Origin of the sequence: Pigmentiphaga litoralis (assembly GCF_048632615.1) — a bacterium.
GTDB lineage: Bacteria > Pseudomonadota > Gammaproteobacteria > Burkholderiales > Burkholderiaceae_B > Pigmentiphaga > Pigmentiphaga litoralis_B.
The window spans coordinates 2,789,525-2,803,099 of record NZ_CP184479.1; the positions used below are offsets into that span (position 1 = coordinate 2,789,525).

The window sequence follows — 13,575 nt, forward strand, 5'->3', positions numbered from 1 at the left end:
CCACGCTTAGGAGACAAAGCGCCGTGGTCCCGCGAGTGGGGTGCGGTGAAGACTGAAGATTAGTTTTTCGTGGGGTCCAACCGGTATCGGCCAGAGCGATTACAGAAACTCATCCTTCAGACGTAATGCGGCAATGCATCATGCGTTGCTGAATGCGCCGACAGGCCCAACCAGCGCGGGTTTGGCGCGTTGGAGAGGCGAAAGGGGGTCGGTGGAGGAGATGGATCCACCGTCATTCATCCGATGGGCGCCTGAAGGCAGCAGCAGGTCGCTTGCGTCGGCGCTGGTGACGGGGTCGCGTGTCGCGTAAACGACAGTGCCACGCGTGTCACGTGTATGGGGATCGGCGGAAGCGTCCGGGTCGATCGACTGCGTCGGCGGGGTTCCGCCATCGAGCTGCCAGGCCACATCCAGCGGAACGATCGCCGCGATGCGCGAACGCGGAAGCATCATCGATTCGATGGTGCCGACCGGACTTTGCGAAAAATTCACGAGCTCGAGCTTGAACACCTGTTCGGCCTCGCTGCCGTGCTCGACGGCGAGTCGCGCGCAATCCAGGACGGCGGGCGCATGACGGCTGAGCTCGGCGATCCAGACCGATGCCTTGGCGATCAGGATGCCGCTGTGCCACAGATCGATCTCGTCGTCGTTGGGCGCGCGATCGATCCCGGCGGCGTCGATGTACCGCAGCATGGGCAGGAAGGCGGACGGCGGGGTCGTGTCGTCGGTTTCCCGTGGCACCCGGAAACTGGGGCGCCGCGGCGTCGGCTGGGCGCGCGTCATGCCAAAGGCCACCATGCGGCCCGCGGTGGCCGCGCGATGCGCCGTGGCAAGCCCCGCGATCAACGCCGGATCGCTGTCGATGCCGAGTTCGGCCGGACACAGCAACATGACGGGATCCGTGCCCTTGCGCACCGCCATCAGGGCGGCGCAGGCCACGGCGGCTGCCGTGCCCCGTCCGCAGGGCTCGAGCAGCAGATGCGCATTGAAGATCCCCATCTCCTCGAGCTGGTCGCTGGCCACGAAGCGGAAGGCTTCGCCGCAGACCAGCGTGGCCCGGTTCAGCGCCCCGATCCCCCGCAAGGTCATCAGCGTCTGCTGGAGCAGGCTGCTGCCGTCTTCTCCGGTGGTGAAAGGCTGCGGCAGTTGCTCGCGCGACAGGGGCCAGAGCCGCGAGCCGCTGTCACCGCACAGCACCACGCTATGGAAGTCGGGAGAAGGGGCTTGGGTCACGGATTCTCCAGGAAGTAGGACTTCGTGTATCGATGCACATCGTCGCGGGCGAGGATGGCGTCGCGTTCAAGCCAGGTGTATTGCGAGTGCTGCGACACCGGCAGCTCCAGACCCGTATCCGGCAAGGTCATGGCGTACGCGAGCACGACGTAGTGCGTCGATGCCGTCGTGTCGCCCGAAAAATCGGTGTCGTAAAAATGTTCGTAGGTGCCGCGCGGCGTGGCGGGCGGATGATCGTGGGGCAGGCCCAGTTCTTCTTCCACCAGTCGCTTGAGCGCATCGCCTATCAGTTCGTTCTTGCGGATCCGCCCGCCCGGCACGAACCAGGAGTTCTGCGCGGGCTGGTTGGTGCGCAGGCCCAACAGGTATCGGTCGCCGCAGCGGACCACGAGATCGATCGATACCAGTGGCACCGAACCGACAGCTTCTTTGAAACGAGGTGTGTCGAGACGGGCAAGCGTGGGCTGGCGATCCCGGTGGAGCGGCACGTTCTCAATAGGCATTCTTGCCCACCCAGCCGGCCACGGCAGTGCGAAGAATGATCTTCAGGTCCATCCAGAACGTCCAGTTCTCGATGTAGAAAAGGTCATATTCGACACGTGCGCTCATCTTGCCGACCGTATCGGTCGCACCGCGCAGGCCGTTGATCTGGGCCCAGCCGGTAATGCCGGGCTTCACGCGGTGGCGCATCATGTAGCAGTCAACGATGTTCTTGTAGATCTCGTTGTGCTCCATGGCGTGCGGGCGCGGGCCCACCACCGACATCTCTCCCTTGAGCACGTTCAGGAATTGCGGCAGCTCATCCAGGCTGGTCCGGCGCAGGAAGGCGCCGACCTTGGTCGTGCGCGGATCCTTGCGGGTCGCCTGTTTGACGACGCCGCCTTCCTTGTGCGGACGCATCGACCGGAACTTATAGAGATGGAAGGCCTTGCCGTCGATGCCGAGGCGCTGCTGACGGAACAGAATCGGACCGGGCGACGACACCTTCACGGCAATTGCGATGGCCAGCAGGACCGGGCTCAGGGCGATCAGCACGGCGGCGGCGAACACGCGGTCGAAGGCTGCCTTGACCAGGCCACGCACGCCGTCGTTCGGGAAGCTGTTCAGGTCCACCGTGGGGTGACCGAAAAAGCTGCCGACGCGGCGGCGCGACAGGTGATCGGGCTGCACGTCAGGAATCCAGCGCAGGTCCACCAGTTCGTTGCGCAGGTGCAAAACCACATCCTGCACGGTGGCGCCCGGCTGCATGGCCTTGGTCAGCCAGATTTCCCGGATGTCCTTGTCACGCACCAGCTGACGCAGGCTGTCGAGCGACGCAACCCGTTGGACCGAGCCCGGCAGTTCCTTGGCGGTCTGATCATAGATGGCGACCACTTCATAACGGTGATCGACGGCCTGCAGCGCGCGGCGATACAGCTCGCTGCCCAGATCGCCATAACCGAAGATGACGATGCGGGTGGGCGACGTATCTTTCTGGCGCGCGGCGCGGCGGGTGTAATACAGCACCAGGCGCATGCCGATCATGCCCGTGGCCGCGGTGACAAGCCACGTGCCGGCCCAGAGCGAAGATACCGGACGGCCGGCATCGATCGCCGACGCCAGCACGACGCCCAGGCTCAAGACCAGCAGCCAGGCCGACGCGCACCGCAGGATATCGGATGCGCAGCGGCGGCGGCCGGCGCCATAAAGCGCGAACAACGGAAACAGCGCCAATACGCCCATGCTGCAAAAGCACAACACGAATAGATGCATGACCGGAATCTGTCCCGGCGGCTGGGCCAGCAATGCGGCACTCAGCCAGCCGGTAGCGGCGACCAACATGAAATCAGCCAATCGTCGAAGGCCATGGAAACCGATGGGCGCCGACGCTGCGTCGACCACCAGTTCGCGATCCTGCGCCATGGGGGTGCTCCTGAAGCGTTATTGATATAGAGAGGGGAAGAAGGCGAGCGCCGGCGATAGGGGGCGCATCGCTCCGCCGTGAGCGGTTAATGGATAGTAGTGACCCGGGGGTTGCCCGTTAACAAGGCAAATGATCTAGTCAGATGGCTGACCCGATGGATTAGGCCATCCGCCCAACTGTTAGGCCCTTCTGAAAAAGCGTGCAATCGCATCTCGCCAAACTGCAGGACTAAGCCCGTCGCTTCTTCCGTCTACGCACCTATATCACCGGGACACCATGAACACTTCGCTCAAAACTGCGGGTCGTATTGCTACGACGATCGCCCTTGTCACGCTGCTGGGGGCGTGTGCATATGCGCCAGGCATGCGCTTCGAACGCGACGCCCAATCGGAACCAGGGGATGCTACGTCCGTTCCCCAGGTCACGCCTATCACCCCTTCGTATGTGCTGGAGCAGAAAGCGATACGCGAACAGATGGCTGACGACACCGTCCGCACCCTGTTCGGTACGCCGGAACCCTATCGCATCGGACCGGGAGATATTCTGTCGGTCGTGGTCTGGGATCACCCCGAGCTGGTCCTGCCCTCGGCAACCTATGCCATTCTGGGCGGCACCACCGGTATCAGCATCGGTGATTCCGCTGCCGGTATCCCGGGCTACCTGGTATCCGCAGACGGTTACGTGCAGTTCCCCTATATTGGAATGGTGCGCGTTGCCGGCATGACGGAACTCGAAGCCCGCGACCTGTTGCTGCGCGGCGCCCGCGACCACATCGAGAATCCGCAGATCACCCTGCGTATCCTTGGCTTCCGCAGCAAGCGGATCTACGTCGAAGGCGAAGTCAAGACGCCGGGCTCGGTCGCTATCAACGACGTGCCCATGACCTTGATGGAAGCGCTCAACCGTACCGGCGGCGTGTTGCCGACGGCCGATCGCAGCCAGATCAATGTGACACGCGGTGGACAGACCATTCGTGTCAGCCTGCCCGATTTGTTGCGCCGCGGTCTCAACCCTTCGTCGATCGCGTTGCAGTCCGGCGACATCGTCCGTGTCGTGCCACGTGAAGAAAGCAAGGTGTTCGTGCTGGGCGAAGTCACCCGGCCCACGACGCTGGTGCTGCGTGACGGTCGCCTGACCCTGAACGAAGCACTTGGCGACGCCGGTGGCCCGAACCAGGCAACCGCCGACAGCAGCCAGATTTTCGTTGTGCGAAGCAATGCACAAGCCCGTCCCGAGGTCTATCACCTCGATGCCCGATCGGCGAGCGCCCTTGCCGTGGCGGAGAATTTCGAGCTGAAGCCCAAGGACGTCATTTTCGTCGATGCCGGAGACCTGGTCCGCTGGAACCGCTTCATTACGTTGCTCTTCCCCAGCGCGCAGACCGTCCAGACCATCCGCACGATCAACTGATCATCGCGGACAGCACAGGCGCATGGGAGTCGTAACTTGACCACATCCTTCATCCAAACACCCACCACTTTTCCTACTGATACCGAGAGGTCGCAATGAGCTTGCCTATCCAGCCAGCCGGGGGCGTAGTTCCGCGTGACGCCGAGACCCCGCTCGCTTCGTATATCGACGTTCTGGTCTCCCAGCGTTGGGTCATCCTTTCCGTCATCGTCCTGTGCACGCTCATCGGTGCGGCGTATGCGCTGTTCCGTACACCCGTGTACCAGGCGGACATCGCGGTGCAGGTAGAAGAAGAAAGCCCGACCGCCACCAAGAGCTATCTTGGCGACGTGTCGTCGATCTTCGACATCAAGCCGGCAGCGTCCGGCGAGATGGAAGTGCTGCGGTCGCGTTCGGTGATCTCGACCGCCGTCGACACCTACGCACTGTATATCCATGCCCGTCCCCGCTATCTGCCGCTCGCCGGTGAATGGCTGGCACGCCGCAAGAACCCGCCTGCCATCGCCGGCAAGACGCAGCTCGGTGGCTACGTCTGGGGCAAGCAGGAAATCTCCGTCAGCCGCCTGGACGTTCCTCAGGACCTGATCGGCGAGAACCTGCGCATCGAAGCCCTGGGCGACAACAAGTACGTCCTGACCGATCCGGCTTCCGACAAGCGCTTCCAGGGCACGGTCGGTTCCGCCGTCCGGTTCGCGACGCCGTCGGGTCCGATCGACATCCAGGTCGACGGCCTGACCGGCGACGCCGGCTCGACCTTCGTGGTCCGCCGCAATTCGAAGCTGCAAGCCACCGAAGCCGTGCAGGCCCAGATGGCCATCTTCGAACGCGGCAAGCAGTCGGGCGTGATCGGTGCGACCCTGAAGGGCAACGACCCGGTGCTGATCGCCAGCGTGCTGAACGAAATCGGCCGCAGCTATGTGAAGCAGAATGCCGACCGCAAAGCCGCGCAGGCCCGCAGCTCGCTCGCTTTCATCGAAGGCCAGTTGCCTGACCTGAAGCGCCAGCTGGAAACCGCTGAGCAACGCTACAACTCGCTGCGTAACCGTCGCGGTACCGTTGACCTGGGCGAAGAAGCCAAGCTCGTCCTGACCCAGTCGGTCGAGACGCAGACCAAGATCTTCGACCTGAAGGCCAAGCGTCAGGAATTGATCGGCCGCTTCACGCCGACCAGCCCGACCATTGTCGCCATCGATCGTCAGATCGCATCGCTGTCGTCGGACGTGAACAACCTGGGTGGCCGTATCCGCAACCTGCCCGACCTGGAACAGGACGTGGTCCGCCTGCAGCGTGACGTCAGCGTGAACACCGCGCTGTACACCACTCTGCTGAACAACACGCAGCAACTGAAGCTGGTCAGCGCCGGCAAGGTGGGCAATGTCCGCCTGATCGACGAAGCCGCGATTCCGGAAGAGCCGCTGGCACCGAAGAGCTCGACCATCGTCGCAATCGCCCTGCTGGTGGGCGCCATGCTGGGTGTGCTCGCTGCCCTGATGCGCAACGCCATGTTCGGTGGTCTGTCGAACCCGACCGAAGTCGAACGTTTCACCGGCCTGCCCGTGCTGTCGGCCATCCCGTACAGCCCGTTCCAGGACAAGCGCTGGCGCAAGCAGACGGCCAAGGCAGGCAATACCGCTGCCGCGCCGATTCCCGCGCCGCAACTGCAGCAGGACGCCGTGATTGCCACCCTGCGTACCTTCCGCACCGCGCTGGGCGTGCAACTGCGTGACCGTCCGAGCAACGTGGTCGCCATGACCGGTCCGGTGGCAGGCGTGGGCAAGTCCTTCCTGTCGGCCAACTTTGCGATGGTGCAGGCTGCCATTGGCAAGCGCGTGCTGCTGATCGACGCCGACTTCCGCCGTGGCCGTCTGAACCGCTACTTTGGCGTGGACGAAAAGAACGGTCTGGCCGAGTACCTGACGGGCAAGCTGCCGTTCGAACAGATGATCCGCAAGAACCTGCAAGGTGGCGTGGATCTGGTGGTGGCGGGCCGTTCGTCGGAAGACACGTCCGAACTGCTGTCGTTGCCGGCCTTTGGCCAGTTCCTGCAGCGCGTCTCGAAAGACTACGACATGGTCATCATCGACACGCCGCCAGTGCTGTTCTCGGGTGAGGCGTCGATGGCTGCCTCGTACGCCGCGGCAACCCTGATCGTCGTGCGTTCCGGTGTGAACACCGTGGGCGAAGTCGAAGAAACCGCGAAGCGCCTGGCCCAGGCCGGCGCCCGTGTCGAGGGCGTGCTGTTCAACGGCTTCAAGCTGATGCCTGAACGTTACGGCTATCGTCCGAAGTACGGCCAGTATCAATATGCCCGCTCGGCCTATTATCTCGCCGACCACTGATCGATGCGTCAAAGGCGCGCCCGCCCAGCCGGGCGCGCCGGTCAGCCCGACCGTTTTCACGGTTCGGCTCATCGAATATCCCGCCGTTCAGCGCGGGACTTTCGGTAACCGTTTTCCTTGAATTGTCAAAGAAATCACGGTTTATGTAGAGCGCCCCGAATGAAGGCGATATTATCGGCCGACGTTCCTCCCTTACAGGCACAGATTCCGGCGTCATGACCAAGGTCGTCCTTATCGAAAGACATCCTATCCTGCTGCGCGGTCTGCATCAGGTGCTGGCTGGCATCGATCCTGCGTGGGACGTCGTAGGCGTGGACATTCTTGAACTGACCGATCCGCAGATCTACAGCGGCTCGCAGCTGGTCATTCTGTCGTTGCCAAATGACGAGCAGGCGGCTCAGGCATGCTTGAGCATTGTCCAGCGCGTGATCCGGCCGTCCAGGATATTGATCCTGTGCGATGTGGCGGACGGTGTATTTCCCGAGATTCCCCCCACGACAATATCGTTGGATATATCAGCAAGGCCGCGCCCATTGATCTGCTGGAATCGGCGATCCGCATGGTGCAGGCAGGCGGGCAGTGTTTTCCGGCGCGTCAGGTGCGCGACCCGTTGCCGCCCGATGCCGATCTTGCGGAACCGGTCATGCCGCTCAATGACGGTGAAGTGGATTCTGTCGATGCCGATCTGCTGGGCATTACGCCGCGGCAATATGAAGTGCTGGTATTGCTGGCGCGCGGGTATCCGATCAAGACTGTCAGCCGCATGCTGAATGTGTCGGTGGCTACCGCCAAGACGCATGCCTATACGCTGTATCGCCGGCTCAATGTGAAGAACAAGAGCGAAGCGGTGTATGAAGCGTTGCGGCGGGGCGCCACGCTGGACTGGATGCCGCCGGCGCCGCCGGCCGCACCCGTCAAGACGCCCTTGCGGCGGGCATCCGACCGGGACGTCGTCGTCCCGATACACGACCTCGACGGCCGCCAGAACGCCTTGTTCTGACGGCCGTTTTTTTGGCCGCGTCGGGTAGCGGGCGATCAGATCGCCAGCTGGTTATACGCCTTGTCGCCCGGAGTCAGGGACCAATCCTTCATCCACTGGTAGGTGAAGTCGAAACGGCTTTCGTCGAATTCACGGCTGACCGCGTAGTGCACGAAATGGTTGTGCAGCTCTTCCGGTTCCAGCTGACCCTGCACCTGCGCGGTCAGGTGGTGCTTGTACTTGGCAAAGTCGGTCTTCAGGATGCGGGCCGCTTCGTTCAGCGCGGCGCGGTAGCCGTTGCGCACGTCTTCGGGCACGTCGGGCGAGATCACTTCGGCGCCGCGATAGAAGACCACGCTGATGATGTGCGCGCCTTCTTTCAACGCCAGGCTGATGAACGGTTCCATGACGGCAGCGGCGCGCAGCTTGCCCGTCTTGAGCTGTTCATACCGTTCGAACGGCGATCCAAAGTGCTGCACGACCACGTCTTCACGGGCCAGCGATCCGCCCAGGATCTGCAAGGACGTGTAGTGCGACCCGGTGCGTTCGTTGATGCCGACGGGCACGCCCGCCAGGTCGCGCACTTCCTGGATGTCGTCGTCGAACGTCACGATGGCTTGCGCGGCCACGGCCGGGCGCAGGGCGTGCACGCGGCTGCCGCGGCCGCTGTGTTCCGAGCGGTCAAGACCGGCCCATTCGCACAGGTTGTAGGCGTCGGCGGTGCCCTGTTCGTACAGCGATTCCTTTTTGCGTTCGAAGGGGTCGTATGAGGCGTGGCTTTCCTTGGCGTCGTATTTTTCGACCAGCTCGACGCGCAGGCCGTGCTTTTCGAACAGGCCGAGTTCCTGGGCAACGTAGATCGGCAGGTCGAATACGGGGCCGTTTGGCGCAAGTTTGATCAGGGGAAGGGTGGTGGTGGTCGTCATGATGGCCTCGGTCGCCCGTCACGGGCGCAGTGTTGTCGTGGCGACCATGCTAAGGATCGTGACCGGCAAGGGCAAAGAAGCAATCCACGCTTGGATATGTGAAAAACGTTGGACAAAAAAACCGGCCCCGGCGTGTCGGACACGCGCGGGGCCGGCTGGCGCCGAACGGAAAGTCCGTTTATTCGGCGGTGATGTTGCGTTCCTTGATGACCTTGGCCCAGGTCGCGGTCTCGACACGCATGGCCTGGCTGAAGTCGTTCAGGCGCAGCGGCGACACGGTCAGGGCCTGCGCGGTCAGGGTGTCCAGCGTGGCGGGCTCGTTCATGATCGCGGTCACGTCACGCGCCAGTTGCGCGGCGATGGCCGGCGGCGTTGCCTTCGGAGCGAACAGGCCATACCACGACGTGACTTCGACACCCTTGATGCCGGTCTCGCCCAGCGTGGGCAGGTCGGGCATGAGCGGAGTGCGGGTCGCGTCGGTCACGGCCAGCGCGCGCAGCTTGCCCGATTTGATGTGCGGCATCAGGGTCGGCAGGTTCGCGAAAATGACCTGGATCTGGCCGCCCAGCACGTCGTTCAGCGCCTGCGTCGTGCCTTTGTACGGCACGTGCAGGATGTCGGCGCCGCTGGCCTGCTTGAACAGTTCGCCGGCCAGGTGCAGGCCGCTGCCCACGCCGGGCGATCCGTACGACACGGTGCCCTTGTTGGCCTTGCTGTACGCGACCAGATCGGCAATCGACTTGACCGGGACCGAGGGATTCACCGCGATCACGTTCGGCGCCTTGGCGATCATGCCGATCGGCAGGAAGTCGGCCTCGACGTTGTAGGGCAGGTCTTTCAGCAGGGTGGGGTTGATCGTCATGTTGCCGGCCGGCACCACCAGCAGCGTGTGGCCGTCACCGGCCGCGCGCTTGACGATGTCGATGCCGATGTTGCCCGCGGCGCCCGGCTTGTTTTCCACCACGGCGCTCTGGCCGTACTTGTTCTGCAGGCCGGTCGCGAAGATGCGCGCCAGCACGTCGATCGGGCCGCCGGGCGGGAAGGGCGCAACGACACGGAAAGGCGCTGACTTGAGCGCGGCCACGGCGCTGGCGTCATCGGCCTGCTGAGCGTGGACGGCGGTCGTGGTCAGGGCCGCGGCAACGGCGGCGATGAAAAGGCGGCGGGTGAACATGGGTGACAGACTCCAGAAACAGGTGCGCCGCGTCGGTGGGCGCGGCAGCGGTCGGCCCGGCGTGGGACCGGGGCGGATGCCGGCCAGGGCGGGTGGCCCGGACCGGCGACAAAAAGGGTCAGATGGCGACGGCGTGGGCCTGGTTGCCGATGGCGCGCACGACGCTGTACACGGTCAGCGCCGACGTCTTGGGATTGGCGGCCAGCGGGCGGCCGCGCATCGTCAGTTCGAAGCTGCCGAAGGCGCCGCTGGCCTGCACGTGGTGCACGTTTTCCTTGCTGGTGGGGTCGGCGATCAGGCGCACCTGCGTCTTGTCCAGGCCCACGCCGGCCAGCGACAGGGTCGCGGCCACGTTCGCGTTCTTGGGATACAGGCGGGCGGCCTCGCCGGCCGACCCTTCAAAGATCACGGTCGGCTCGGTCAAGGCGTCCAGATCGAAAGCGCCGTCGGCCGGCGTGTCCTTCCAGGCATTGGCCGGCTTGCGGCCCGTGTAGACCACCGAGTCCAGTCCGCCGATACGGGCGGCGGCCAGGGCGTCGATGCCGCCGATGGCGCCCGACAGCAGTTGCACTTGCGTCTTGCCTTGGCGCGCGGCGGCTTCAAGCTGGGCGGCAATGTCGGTATCCGACAGCGCGCCAATCGACACGACCACGCACGGAATGCCCTGTTGCAGGGCGGGGATGACATGCTCGGCCAGGGCGCTGTGGCCGGCGCACTCCACCAGCAGATCCGGCCGCTCGCCTGCTTCGGCCAGGCTCGTCACCACCTTGGCCTGGGGCGCCACGCGGGCCAGGGTGTCCTGCGCGGCGGCGCGGAAGGCCTCGCCCACGATCACACACGAGACCGAGATATCGGCGTCATTCTTCAGGATTTCGAGGACGCTCGTGCCGATGGCACCGCATCCGATCATCGCGACTTTCAACATGGTCAAGGCTCCTGGACAGCGTGGGCTGTCCGCTTCAGGGGTAAGGCGAAATTCGAGGTGTTGCGGGTCATGCCTGCGGCGAATAATCCAGCAGCCGCGACAGGTCATCGGCCGTGCCGCGCACTTTCTGGATCAGTTCGGCCAGGCGGCCCTGTTCGACGCGCGCGGACGGCAGCGCGGCGCCCATGGCGGCGATGATCTGCCCGCTGTGGTTGCGCACCGGCGCGCCGATACTGGTAATGCTGGGCTCGTAAAAGCCCGATCCCATCGCGTAACCCTGGCGGCGGTCCTGCTGCAGCAGGTCATGCAGCGCCGACACCGTGGTGGGCGTGCTGGCCGAAAACTGCTCCAGTTCTTCGGACCGGTACAGGTCGCGCAGTTCGGCCAGGGTCAGGTCCCACAGCGCCACGCGCCCCAGCACCGTGGCGTGGGCGGGCAGGCGGGTGCCCAGGCTGACCGCGCTGGGGAAAAGGGTGGGCGCCGACACTTTGGCCACGTACACGATCGACCGCGCGTCGCGCACCACCAGATTGCAGGAATAGCCGATGTCGTCGCGCAGGCGTTGCAGCAGCGGCGTGCCAAGTTCGGTCAGTTCCAGCGACGCCAGGTACTCGAAGCCCAGGCTCAGCACCGCCATGCCCAGGCGGTAGCTGCGGCCACCCTCGGCGCGTTCGACGAAACCCAGGCTTTCCAGGGTGGTCAGCAGCCGGAAGATGGTGGACCGGGGCAAGCCAAGCCGGCGGGCGAATTCGGGCGCCGACAGCGTCTTTTCCTGGCGGCTGAACTGGCACAGCAGGCGCAGGCCGCGTTCCAGGCCCGGAACGATATAGCGGTCGGCGTTGACGCTGTCGTCGGCGGCGTCGTCTTCCACCTGCAAGGATTGTTCGGTCATGCTCGGGCCTGCAGGCCGGCAAAGGCCTGGCCCAGAATCGCGGCGACGGCGTCGGGCCGCTCGATATGGCAGGCATGGCCCGACCGGGCAATGCCTGCGTACGGCGCACCGAACTGGTCGGCAATCGCGCGGCAGCCGGCCGGCGGCGTCACGCTGTCTTCATCGCCCGAATGCACCTGTACGGGCACGCCGGCGGGCAGGGCCGCATAGCGGCCGATATCGTCGCCACACAGCAGTTCGACCGCCTGCCGGTACCCGGCCAGGTTCAGCCGTTCCATGTTCCAGCGCACCCAGGCCAGGGCCTCGGGTTCCTGCGCCGGCGACAGCATCTTGTTGGCGCGTTTCAGCGCCATCTGTTCGATGCCGAGTTCATCCAGCGCGCGCAGCCGTTCGCTGCGCACCACCGGCTGGCGCTCGGCCATGGCCGGGTTGCCGTAGCCCCGCGCGGGGCTCAGCAACACCAGGCTTTTTACGATGTCCTTGCCCAGGCCGTGGGCGTAACAGCTGGCCATGATGGCGCCGAGCGAATGGCCCGCCAGAATGCAGCGGTCCACGTTCAGCGCCTGCAGCAGCGCGTGGACCTGCGCGGCATAGTCCGCCGCGCAGGGGGCGGCGGGCGACAGCGGCGTCGATGCGCCGTAACCCGGCGCATCCCATGCGATCACCCGCGTCGTGTCCGACAAGGCGACCGCGGCGCGCAGCCACGATCCGGCGCCGGAACCGATGCCATGCAGCAGCACGATCGCCGTGCCGTTCGCGTTCAGGCTGCCTGCTTCCCGATAGCACAGCGTGCCACCGGCGGTCTGTACCGAACGTTCCGGGAACCGGGTGGCCAGCAGATCCAGGGTCGCGTCCGACGGCAGGCCGGGCACGGCAGGGTCGTTGGCGTTCAAAGAAGCAGCGTTCGGTGCGGCGTTCGACACGGCGTATTCCTGATAAGGGTTCCTGCGGGTACAACGGCTGCCAGCGACCTGCGGAGGGCAGGCAACCGGCAGCGACACACGGGCGGCGGATTACTTGGCCAGGTTGCGCTTGATGGCCGCCAGCGGGTGATCCGCCGGGTAGGTCGGCGTGACTGGCTTTTTGGCGCCGAGCATCACGCACATCAGCGCATCTTCGTCGCCGATGTTGATTTCTTCGCGGTACACGCCTGGCGGCACGGACACGAGGTCACGGTCGGTCAGGATGGTTTCGAAGCGCTCGCCGTCCTTTTCCAGCACGACCTTCAGCTTGCCGCGGATCACGAAGAAGATTTCTTCGACGTCGGTGTGCAGGTGCGGAGGGCCTTCGTGGCCGGCCGGGATCACCATGGTCGAGAACGTGAAATGTTCCGACGGGACGGTGTTGGCATCGGCGGCGACGCCGGTGCCGCCCGTGCCCACGTAGCGCATTTGCGCGCGGCGGTACTTGGGGTCGAAATCGGCCTGGAACTTGAGCGCGTCCCAGTCATACTTGCGCGTCGAGAACCGCGCGACGCGCGAGTTCATCCAGGATTCGAAATCCGTGCCTTCCGGCTGGGTCAGCGTGCTGGCGACCTGGCCTTGTTCCGACATGTCCGTCATGGTGTTCTCCAAGGGGTGTGAGTACTGTGAGGTGCAGCGGCTAACCCGCGCCACGTGTTTTATATATAAAACACGGATTTAATAGTGAAACAACAGGACTGAATATACTGCCGTCACTGGTCGAAGTCACTAGGGTAAACACTTAAAAAGCATTCCCAGGTACAATGGTGGCAACGGCATGCGGCTCCAATCCGCATACGAGTTTCCAGTTTCGTCACGGCTGTGGTCACCC

The 13,575-nt window shown here is 64.3% G+C and carries 11 protein-coding genes and 1 pseudogene; 3 read left to right on the forward strand and 9 right to left on the reverse strand.

The window, feature by feature from the left end:
* Positions 1 to 138: 138 nt before the first annotated feature.
* The 3 genes from ACNANG_RS12510 to ACNANG_RS12520 are packed head-to-tail and all read right to left on the reverse strand — an operon-like array spanning position 139 to position 3,135.
* Positions 139 to 1,233, reverse strand: coding sequence for a sugar phosphate nucleotidyltransferase (locus tag ACNANG_RS12510; protein WP_420223215.1), 1,095 nt, complete (start codon positions 1,231 to 1,233; stop codon positions 139 to 141).
* On the reverse strand, positions 1,230 to 1,736 hold the full coding sequence (locus ACNANG_RS12515; protein ID WP_420223216.1) for a GDP-mannose mannosyl hydrolase: 507 nt from the start codon (positions 1,734 to 1,736) through the stop codon (positions 1,230 to 1,232). Before ACNANG_RS12515 ends, ACNANG_RS12510 begins: the two co-directional genes overlap by 4 nt.
* On the reverse strand, positions 1,726 to 3,135 hold the full coding sequence (locus ACNANG_RS12520) for an undecaprenyl-phosphate glucose phosphotransferase (RefSeq protein ID WP_420223217.1): 1,410 nt from the start codon (positions 3,133 to 3,135) through the stop codon (positions 1,726 to 1,728). The genes ACNANG_RS12515 and ACNANG_RS12520 overlap by 11 nt, the downstream gene beginning before the upstream one ends.
* A gap of 277 nt (positions 3,136 to 3,412) precedes the next feature.
* On the opposite strand from ACNANG_RS12520, the gene ACNANG_RS12525 reads away from it, so the two are divergent.
* From ACNANG_RS12525 to ACNANG_RS12535, 3 genes and pseudogenes are all read left to right on the forward strand, one after another.
* A complete protein-coding gene (locus ACNANG_RS12525) occupies positions 3,413 to 4,546 on the forward strand; it encodes a polysaccharide biosynthesis/export family protein (protein ID WP_420223218.1) in 1,134 nt (377 codons plus the stop codon).
* 95 nt (positions 4,547 to 4,641) lie between these two features.
* The gene (locus ACNANG_RS12530) at positions 4,642 to 6,885 is read left to right on the forward strand and encodes a polysaccharide biosynthesis tyrosine autokinase (protein WP_420223219.1); all 2,244 of its coding nucleotides are present in this window, start codon (positions 4,642 to 4,644) and stop codon (positions 6,883 to 6,885) included.
* Positions 6,886 to 7,100: 215 nt separating this feature from the next.
* A pseudogene (locus ACNANG_RS12535) lies at positions 7,101 to 7,885 on the forward strand (response regulator transcription factor).
* A gap of 35 nt (positions 7,886 to 7,920) precedes the next feature.
* Here the strand turns inward: ACNANG_RS12535 and ACNANG_RS12540 are convergent.
* From ACNANG_RS12540 to ACNANG_RS12565, 6 genes are all read right to left on the reverse strand, one after another.
* Positions 7,921 to 8,790, reverse strand: a complete 870-nt coding sequence (locus ACNANG_RS12540) for an ABC transporter substrate-binding protein (protein ID WP_420223220.1) — start codon at positions 8,788 to 8,790, stop codon at positions 7,921 to 7,923.
* Positions 8,791 to 8,968: 178 nt separating this feature from the next.
* Entirely contained in the window at positions 8,969 to 9,964 is a 996-nt protein-coding gene (locus tag ACNANG_RS12545) for a Bug family tripartite tricarboxylate transporter substrate binding protein (protein ID WP_420223221.1), read from the reverse strand.
* A 118-nt stretch (positions 9,965 to 10,082) separates the two neighbouring features.
* Positions 10,083 to 10,889, reverse strand: a complete 807-nt coding sequence (locus tag ACNANG_RS12550; RefSeq protein ID WP_420223222.1) for an aspartate dehydrogenase — start codon at positions 10,887 to 10,889, stop codon at positions 10,083 to 10,085.
* Between the two features lie 67 nt (positions 10,890 to 10,956).
* Positions 10,957 to 11,781 (reverse strand): IclR family transcriptional regulator, encoded by an 825-nt coding sequence (locus ACNANG_RS12555; RefSeq protein ID WP_420223223.1) that lies wholly within the window; start codon positions 11,779 to 11,781, stop codon positions 10,957 to 10,959.
* On the reverse strand, positions 11,778 to 12,704 hold the full coding sequence (locus ACNANG_RS12560; protein WP_420223224.1) for an alpha/beta fold hydrolase: 927 nt from the start codon (positions 12,702 to 12,704) through the stop codon (positions 11,778 to 11,780). The genes ACNANG_RS12555 and ACNANG_RS12560 overlap by 4 nt, the downstream gene beginning before the upstream one ends.
* A gap of 90 nt (positions 12,705 to 12,794) precedes the next feature.
* Positions 12,795 to 13,343, reverse strand: a complete 549-nt coding sequence (locus ACNANG_RS12565; RefSeq protein WP_420223225.1) for a cupin domain-containing protein — start codon at positions 13,341 to 13,343, stop codon at positions 12,795 to 12,797.
* Between the last annotated feature and the right edge of the window lie 232 nt (positions 13,344 to 13,575).

Bases quoted from the DNA above. Each gene is read 5' to 3' on its own strand.
- ACNANG_RS12515 (WP_420223216.1), bottom strand. From the start codon at position 1,736: ATGCCTATTGAGAACGTGCCGCTCCACCGGGATCGCCAGCCCACGCTT.
- ACNANG_RS12520 (WP_420223217.1), bottom strand. From the start codon at position 3,135: ATGGCGCAGGATCGCGAACTGGTGGTCGACGCAGCGTCGGCGCCCATC.
- ACNANG_RS12525 (WP_420223218.1), top strand. From the start codon at position 3,413: ATGAACACTTCGCTCAAAACTGCGGGTCGTATTGCTACGACGATCGCC.
- ACNANG_RS12530 (WP_420223219.1), top strand. From the start codon at position 4,642: ATGAGCTTGCCTATCCAGCCAGCCGGGGGCGTAGTTCCGCGTGACGCC.
- ACNANG_RS12540 (WP_420223220.1), bottom strand. From the start codon at position 8,790: ATGACGACCACCACCACCCTTCCCCTGATCAAACTTGCGCCAAACGGC.
- ACNANG_RS12545 (WP_420223221.1), bottom strand. From the start codon at position 9,964: ATGTTCACCCGCCGCCTTTTCATCGCCGCCGTTGCCGCGGCCCTGACC.
- ACNANG_RS12550 (WP_420223222.1), bottom strand. From the start codon at position 10,889: ATGTTGAAAGTCGCGATGATCGGATGCGGTGCCATCGGCACGAGCGTC.
- ACNANG_RS12555 (WP_420223223.1), bottom strand. From the start codon at position 11,781: ATGACCGAACAATCCTTGCAGGTGGAAGACGACGCCGCCGACGACAGC.
- ACNANG_RS12565 (WP_420223225.1), bottom strand. From the start codon at position 13,343: ATGACGGACATGTCGGAACAAGGCCAGGTCGCCAGCACGCTGACCCAG.